The organism is Marinobacter arenosus (assembly GCF_019264345.1).
In the GTDB taxonomy this organism is placed as follows: domain Bacteria; phylum Pseudomonadota; class Gammaproteobacteria; order Pseudomonadales; family Oleiphilaceae; genus Marinobacter; species Marinobacter arenosus.
Window position 1 is genome coordinate 1 of sequence record NZ_JAHVAO010000007.1, and the last position, 7,058, is coordinate 7,058.

Consider the following 7,058-nt stretch of genomic DNA (forward strand, 5'->3'; position numbering starts at 1 on the left):
GAAGGGTTAGATGAGTACCTTTTGCCCTGTGCATAGTTCATTTAACCATTCATTCAAGTTCGTTCCCGGCCTGGAGGCCGTCCACCGGACGCCCTAGTCGGGCGCCGCTTAATATTGGCGTTAAATCTTCTGGCACGGCGACAAATTCTTCAGAGTCTATGTCTTAATGAGCAAGCTAGAGTTGACCGAAAAATATGCTACGAGGGCTTTCAACGCAAACCTTTTTATTGGGTTCGTAGTGATGCTAGCCGATTTGGCTATTTCTACTTTTGATCTAGAGATCGAGCCATTGGTTCATTATTACCAAAGTGTTTTTATCATTGTGATGGCAGCATGTATCGGAACGATGATCTTGCTGCGAGTCATTGAGATGTTTTAACAAGGCGCAGCAGTACGCGGCCGATGACCGCCGGACGCCACTGTCGTGGCGCCGCTGTGCTTCAGCGTTAAATGTAAATATCCACCAAAGGAAGGTATTCCGAATGGAATCGAAAGAATCTAACTCTGAAGTCTTGGTCGTCGCAAAAAAGCAGAAAAATTTGTTGGTAATTTTTTTCATTTACCTTTTATGCGTCGGTGCAAACGTCGCGCTAAAAGGCTCTCAGCTGAGCCTGTTCGCCGAGATTGCCGTGTTGGTAGCAGGCATCGGCGTGGTAGTTTTGTGCTCTCTACTAGCCTTCACGATTTTCAGAAAGCCCGCCGCGGTGTTACTCACAATTTTGAGTGTTGTTCCGCTTGTAAACCTTTTGGCATTTCTCGTTGTTAACTCGCGGGCAAACAAAATTATTAAGTCCCACGGGTTTCGAGTTGGGTTGGCGGGTGCAGACGTTCGCGAGATAGCTAACAGCATTTAACAAGCCACAGCACCGGACGCCACTTTCGTGGCGCCGGTGTGCTCAGCGTTAGGTGAATATGAAACAACCGATCTCGGGGTTCCACAAAGATGAATTCGACGATTGGGTTGCAGAATTGGCTTGCGGCCATTTCCAACATGTGAGGCACGATCCTCCTTGGCAGAATCGGCCTTGGGTGGAGAAGTTGGAAACACGTAATGAGATGCTCGGATATCTTCTAAACTGTAAGAAGTGCAAGGAAGGCGCTCCACCTGATGAGAGAGTTTAAATCATCCCGCAGCGTGTCATGCCCACCTAACAAGCCGCTTAAGGTTGTTCCCGGCCTGTCGGCCGTCCACCGGACGCCCTTGTCAGGGCGCCGCTTAGCTCAGCGTTATCTATCGGTATGTCCTCGGTAAATGACAGAAGCTTCGACCTCCAAAACTTTGATCAAAATGTGTGGCTCACGCGACTGAGCCCTGGGACAAAATTTGAAAAAACCTCGTGCAAAAACACTGGTCACATTTATGTCCTTGGCGCTCATGATTCTTCTTTTTCTCGCTTTCGCCAGCATGGCGAGGATAATTTTGGGTAAAGTGAGTCCAGTTCTTGCAGAGACGCTTGGAATATCACTGACTCTCGTTAAGTATGGCCATTTAGTTGTCTATGTATGCTGTATGGGTTTTGCTTCCAGCTTGGCCAAGAGGATTGCTTCAAAGTTGGTGCAAAAGGCATAGATAACAAGGTGTTGTAGTTTGTTTCGGGCCGGACGGCCCTACACCGGACGCCCCTGTCGGGGCGCCGCTAAACAACGGCGTTAGATTGGCCCAGAGGGTGAGTTATGTGCACACAGGATGTGAGCGTGGAAACGGATATTGATGTGGCGTCTGGGGTTGTTTGGAGAATCCTTTCAGATTTTGAGAGTTGGGATGACTGGCATGGGCCGGGCTTAAAAATCAGAAAAGAGGGTGAGCGTCCCAAGCAATTGATCTTTCGGATTGGTCCGCTTCCCGTCGCGATCAATCTCTCCAAGGTGAAGATTGTCACTGGGAAATCCATCGAGTGGAGAGGTGCATTGCCATTCAGCGGGGCGCTGCTTTTTGGAGAGAGAAGGCTTGCGGTGGAACCAACGTCGAAAGGGACTTGCAAGCTCATTCAAAGAGAATCGTTTTTCGGTTTACTCAGTCCATTACTGCGGAGCAGGCTGTCAAAGCTTTACCAAAATAATTACTCGCTCTTTAACGAGAATATTAAGGCCCTGGCAGAATCACAATCTAACAAGTTGTTGTAGTTTGTTCCGGCCTACGGCCTCCACCGGACGCCCCTGTCGGGGCGCCGCTAAACAAAAGCGTTAAATCTTCTGGCACGGCGACAAATTCTTCAGAGTCTATGTCTTAATGAGCAAGCTAGAGTTGACCGAAAAATATGCTACGAGGGCTTTCAACGCAAACCTTTTTATTGGGTTCGTAGTGATGCTAGCCGATTTGGCTATTTCTACTTTTGATCTAGAGATCGAGCCATTGGTTCATTATTACCAAAGTGTTTTTATCATTGTGATGGCAGCATGTATCGGAACGATGATCTTGCTGCGAGTCATTGAGATGTTTTAACAAGGCGCAGCAGTACGCGGCCGATGACCGCCGGACGCCACTGTCGTGGCGCCGCTGTGCTTCAGCGTTAGTTTTTAAGGAGTGTGTCATGAGATTTTTGGTTCTTTTTTTGGGATGCGCATGGGCGTTTGGTGTGCAGGCAATCGAGGGAATCAAGGTAGATGACTTCAAAGCTGCCGCAATTGCCCATATTCAGAAGGAGTATCCGAAGGTCGCTCCGGATGATTTGGTGTTCTACGATCTCGACATCTCAATATTAGACAAAGATCTTAAAAAAAGTCGTTTGCGGCTTGGTTTTATTGATGAGAGTTCTCGTCATTCTAAGGGGAGCTCTCCTTACGCTTATGACACATACATCGTTAATTTCAGCCTTCTTTCAGGAGATTTAGTTCGGGCGCATAAGGGGTTCTGGGGAGGCTATGAGCCTGCTTCGAGCGATGCAATTAAGTGAGCATCTGCAAAGAAACTAACAAGGCCAGGCACGCGACGCCCACTGCATTGCGGCTTTGCCTCCATTCCGTAGCCGCGCATGCTGGCTGGCGTTAAGGCAGGTGAGATTTTGGAGAAAAACTTTGATGCCGACTCCATGTCCTACGAAGCGCTAAAGTCTGAATTCAGCCAAAGAGGCATGGTCTCTATCGATTTGTCGCGTCAGAGAGCAAAACTGGCCAGAAAACTCCTTGTTCCTTTATCGCAACTTAAGGAATTGCAGGCAGGCGGTCAGGTCTCAAAACCAGCCTTTTATTTTCAGATGTTGAGGTTTATCTTCCTGGTTTTTTTGAACATGTTCTCGCGCAACAATCTATCCCCAATAATTCAGTTTTATGTACTTGAGAAGCCAAATGAATGGTCTGTTAGCGAGACATCTGAGGGGAACTTCAGACTTTGCTTCTCGGGCCCGGCCAAGCCTTAACAAGGTATTGCAGTTCGTTCCGGGCCTTTGGCCCTCCACCGGACCGCTTTCAGCGGCCGCTGAATAACGGCGTTACACGAAATGAGGTTATCGGAATTCTGGGGGATGTGATTTGAGATTGCCGCTAACTTGTATGAAGTGCGCTGTCGGAGCGAATGCCAGTAGCCACCCTCCGTACCCGAAATATGTCGAGCTCAGAGATGATGGCCGCTATGAATTCACCTGTGAAAAAGGCCACACGACGGTAACGGTATTACAAGAACAGAAGTTTGAGGTGTTGTTTGATCTCGGAGCTTACGCAATTCTTGATGGTTACTACCGAGAGGCCGTTGCCTCTTTCACATCGAGCCTCGAACGTTTTTACGAATTTTTTATAAAAGCATCACTTTTTGAGGATGGGTTAGAAGAAAGCGCTTTTGCTGAAACTTGGAAAGAGGTTTCATCGCAGTCGGAACGTCAGCTTGGAGCTTTCATTTTCCTCTATCTGAAATGTTTTTCGGAAAGACCCGCGCTGCTTCGACCAAAGCAGATAAAGTTTCGAAATGAAGTGATTCACAAGGGAAAAATTCCATCTAGAAGTGAGGCAATCGACTACGGCCAAGCTGTATTAGAAACCATTAGGCCAATAATGCAGCGTACGAAGACTGCTCTCCCAATAGGGGTCCAGCAAACCGTGCTTAACCATCTCAAAAACAGCCGTAAGCAGGACGAGTCACAGTCGGTTACCACCATGACAATTGCTACTACCATTAGTCTCAATGATGGATCTGGAAATGAACCGTCATTAGAAGAGGCTTTATCGGAAAAGGAATGGTGGCGAGCCCGGTGGTGAGGTCCGTGTAACCAGTGGGTGAAGCCGACCGGTACTACGCTGCGCTCCGTCCCGGCGGCTTACCCAAGGCGTTAGATAGGTACATAAAGTGTCGAACTATAGGTACTTCATAATTCAAACTTATGACAACCCTGGAGAGCCTTCGAAAAAGAGGGTTCGGGCCAAAGCTGTGCCTGGGCAGGGAGTTGCTACAGAGCGGAAAGTAGAGTGCTCTGAAGATATGCGGCTTTCCCATCCGATCGGCACTTACTTCAAAGTGGAATGCAAAGTAACTGATCGAGAGGGCGGAACGCCGTTTTTGTATCGACACCACTCCTGGCCTTATGAAGTAGTAACCGAGAAAGAGGCAAAAGAATTCATTAAGAAAAATTTCGGTGGTTAATCATCGATCTAACAATACCATTAAGGTTGTTACGGGCCTTTGGCCCTCCACCGGACGCCCTTTTCAGGGCGCCGCTTATGGCTGGCGTTATGTGTAGGAGATACCGTGACATCTAAGCAGGAAAAAAGGCGACGAGCAGCTTTAGTCGAGGCAATGGTGGCCGAAGATACGAAAAAGGCTATCGAAGAAATGCCGATTTCGCTCAAAGATCTTGGCAGGCTCTTCGACCACTTAGATGTCCAGCTAGGGATACAAGGCTGCGACCATACCCCGAGAATCACCTCTTCATTTCTCTTAAGCTTGAACCTCAACACAGATGAAATTTTGCCCTGGCTTTCGGAGCAAGGCGGCTCCTGCGATTGCGAAATACTCGCAAATGTTGAAGAGGGCTGGGAAAGTGAAATCGCCAAAAACACATAACAAGGCCATGAAGGTTGTTCCGGGCCTTCGGCCCTCCACCGGACGGCCCTGTCGGGCCGCCGCTTATGGCTGGCGTTATGTGTGATTTAAGCAGTGAAGACGGGAAAGAGAATGAGCAAATATCGTGAGCAACGAGAACGCCTGAATGAACGCGTGGCGATGGTTTCGAAGTTGAGTGATCAGTTCAATAGATCGAAGCCTGATTCACTAGAGAATTTGCTCCTAGTTCGGATTTTAAAAGAATTCACGCAGGCAAACGGGCTGATGCACCAAGAGCTAGAGAAACTCAGGGAAAGTGGAGAGGACAAAACTATTTACCCGGAAAGCTCCGATTTGAATGGTGGAAACACATAACTAGGCAGTCAACCGGACACCAAAAGCGTGGCGCTTTTGGTTCCCTCCGCTGGCGCTCCGGCGCCGGTTACCGTAGGCGTTAGGCAAAGGAGAGATTGATGCCAGGAGTTCCTAGAGTGGACAAAGGGGAGGGGCTAATTCGTACATATGACCTACTTCAGGCTCTCCGCAGCGACATTGATACAGCATACGAAAATCTAGAAGAAGATAGAGAATCTCAGTTTCTTCGCCGCAGTGTTGTGAGAGCGGTTTTCTCCTACATTGAGGCCATGATTGAGTGTGTTAAGGTCGAGATCAGATCAACTATAAGAACCGGTCTATATACAGAAAATCTCACGCAAAAAGAAAAAGATACACTCGGCTCATTAGCCATCATTGGCGCGCCATCAGGAAAGTTTTTGCCGCTAGATCAGAACCTCAAAAGAACTTTTAAATTGGCTGCGAAGGTCTGGGAGCTGGATTTCAATCTTTCGACCGATGGGGAGAACTTCAGGGATTTCTTGGCAGCAAAAAAAGCCAGAAATAAACTGACCCACCCGCGTACCGTATACGATATAGAAGTTACCGACGATGACATGCACTGCCATACGGTCGCCGGGATGTGGGTTCAGAGCGAGTTCCAAAAACTGTTTAATGAAAGGGTTACTTCACTACGCAGTGGTCTCTCAGAAGAAGAGCGATCAGCCTTAGCAAATAGAACTAAAGAGAATTATGCCTAACAATGCCATTAAGGTCGTTCCGGGCCTACGGCCCTCCACCGGACGCCCTTGTCAGGGCGCCGCTTATGGCTGGCGTTAGGTTGTAAGCATGATAAGTCGCTGCCCGGAATGTGAAGCCGATGTTGACTGGGTCCAAGATCGGGTCGCAGAGCGCGGGATTTTTCTGTGGGGCTCAGTCTTCCTCGCCTTCGGTCTCCGTGACTTTAATCGATTAGTTTGCCCAAATTGTGGAGCAGTCTTTTCTGAGCCAAGAATCAAAATGTTCGGCGTTTTTGGCCCTTCAATGTACTGGGTCCCTCCTGTTTTGCTTTTCGGCACACTTTTTTCTTATGCGGTATGGCAAATTACAACCTAACAAGTGGTTGTAGTTTGTTCCGGCCTGCGGCCTCCACCGGACGGCCTTGACAGGCCGCCGCTAAACCAAAGCGTTATGAGTAATTGAATATGGCGGGTTGCGTCCTTCGAATGCAGGGTCTCCAGAAAGAGTTGCCGGATTGTTTCGTAATATCCGGTCAATCGGCAAAATCTGTGGTGCTTGAAATCAGTGACGCGGATAAGAGTTTTCAACAGCAACTAAAAGATTCACTCGGTTTCGTTCAGGGCAATTTTGAAGAGCTGGAGGCAGTGAAAAAGGAAAATCCGAACCTGAAGTGGGGGCTAGACTTCGGTGTTTGGCTAAAAATTCAGCTCACTCAGTCATTTGCTTTCCCATCGCAATTGGTCAATCTCGCAGGAAGCTTAGGGATGGATTTGGAGGTCTCAATCTATGCAGCAAGTGACTCATAACAAGGCCATCAAATTTGTTGCGGCCACGAACGACGTGGCCTCCACCGGACTGCCTACGCGTTGCTTCGGCAGCCGTTTATGGCGGCGTTATAGGGCCTCTAGACGATTATGAGCAAACTGGCTGGAATGACCATCAATGAACGTCTCTTTCAAGTCGGTATCATGGATGAGTTTGATGCGGCCATTTTGTCTCGCGATCAAGAAGAAGC

10 protein-coding genes are annotated in these 7,058 nt (G+C 48.4%); all 10 read left to right on the forward strand.

Annotation, left to right across the window (positions count from 1 at the left end):
* Positions 1 to 482 precede the first annotated feature (482 nt).
* The 10 genes from KXD86_RS18770 to KXD86_RS18815 all read left to right on the forward strand — a co-directional run bounded on the left by KXD86_RS18770 (position 483) and on the right by KXD86_RS18815 (position 6,849).
* Positions 483 to 854 (forward strand): hypothetical protein, encoded by a 372-nt coding sequence (locus KXD86_RS18770; RefSeq protein WP_218637674.1) that lies wholly within the window; start codon positions 483 to 485, stop codon positions 852 to 854.
* A gap of 58 nt (positions 855 to 912) precedes the next feature.
* Positions 913 to 1,122: a DUF3565 domain-containing protein gene (locus KXD86_RS18775; protein WP_218637675.1), complete on the forward strand. Its 210-nt coding sequence runs from the start codon at positions 913 to 915 to the stop codon at positions 1,120 to 1,122.
* A gap of 573 nt (positions 1,123 to 1,695) precedes the next feature.
* The gene (locus tag KXD86_RS18780) at positions 1,696 to 2,124 is read left to right on the forward strand and encodes an SRPBCC family protein (protein WP_218637676.1); all 429 of its coding nucleotides are present in this window, start codon (positions 1,696 to 1,698) and stop codon (positions 2,122 to 2,124) included.
* Positions 2,125 to 2,531: 407 nt separating this feature from the next.
* Positions 2,532 to 2,894: a hypothetical protein gene (locus KXD86_RS18785; protein WP_218637677.1), complete on the forward strand. Its 363-nt coding sequence runs from the start codon at positions 2,532 to 2,534 to the stop codon at positions 2,892 to 2,894.
* 78 nt (positions 2,895 to 2,972) lie between these two features.
* Positions 2,973 to 3,356 (forward strand): hypothetical protein, encoded by a 384-nt coding sequence (locus tag KXD86_RS18790; RefSeq protein WP_218637678.1) that lies wholly within the window; start codon positions 2,973 to 2,975, stop codon positions 3,354 to 3,356.
* 112 nt (positions 3,357 to 3,468) lie between these two features.
* The gene (locus KXD86_RS18795) at positions 3,469 to 4,188 is read left to right on the forward strand and encodes a hypothetical protein (protein WP_218637679.1); all 720 of its coding nucleotides are present in this window, start codon (positions 3,469 to 3,471) and stop codon (positions 4,186 to 4,188) included.
* 487 nt (positions 4,189 to 4,675) lie between these two features.
* Entirely contained in the window at positions 4,676 to 4,990 is a 315-nt protein-coding gene (locus KXD86_RS18800; RefSeq protein WP_218637680.1) for a DUF2695 domain-containing protein, read from the forward strand.
* A 111-nt stretch (positions 4,991 to 5,101) separates the two neighbouring features.
* Positions 5,102 to 5,344 (forward strand): hypothetical protein, encoded by a 243-nt coding sequence (locus KXD86_RS18805; RefSeq protein WP_218637681.1) that lies wholly within the window; start codon positions 5,102 to 5,104, stop codon positions 5,342 to 5,344.
* Between the two features lie 98 nt (positions 5,345 to 5,442).
* The gene (locus tag KXD86_RS18810; RefSeq protein WP_218637682.1) at positions 5,443 to 6,063 is read left to right on the forward strand and encodes a hypothetical protein; all 621 of its coding nucleotides are present in this window, start codon (positions 5,443 to 5,445) and stop codon (positions 6,061 to 6,063) included.
* A gap of 444 nt (positions 6,064 to 6,507) precedes the next feature.
* Positions 6,508 to 6,849, forward strand: coding sequence for a hypothetical protein (locus KXD86_RS18815; RefSeq protein WP_218637683.1), 342 nt, complete (start codon positions 6,508 to 6,510; stop codon positions 6,847 to 6,849).
* The last annotated feature ends 209 nt before the right edge of the window (positions 6,850 to 7,058 follow it).

Coding starts and splice junctions, on each gene's coding strand:
- KXD86_RS18770 (WP_218637674.1), top strand. CDS start 483: ATGGAATCGAAAGAATCTAACTCTGAAGTCTTGGTCGTCGCAAAAAAG.
- KXD86_RS18775 (WP_218637675.1), top strand. CDS start 913: ATGAAACAACCGATCTCGGGGTTCCACAAAGATGAATTCGACGATTGG.
- KXD86_RS18785 (WP_218637677.1), top strand. CDS start 2,532: ATGAGATTTTTGGTTCTTTTTTTGGGATGCGCATGGGCGTTTGGTGTG.
- KXD86_RS18790 (WP_218637678.1), top strand. CDS start 2,973: ATGCTGGCTGGCGTTAAGGCAGGTGAGATTTTGGAGAAAAACTTTGAT.
- KXD86_RS18805 (WP_218637681.1), top strand. CDS start 5,102: ATGAGCAAATATCGTGAGCAACGAGAACGCCTGAATGAACGCGTGGCG.
- KXD86_RS18810 (WP_218637682.1), top strand. CDS start 5,443: ATGCCAGGAGTTCCTAGAGTGGACAAAGGGGAGGGGCTAATTCGTACA.
- KXD86_RS18815 (WP_218637683.1), top strand. CDS start 6,508: ATGGCGGGTTGCGTCCTTCGAATGCAGGGTCTCCAGAAAGAGTTGCCG.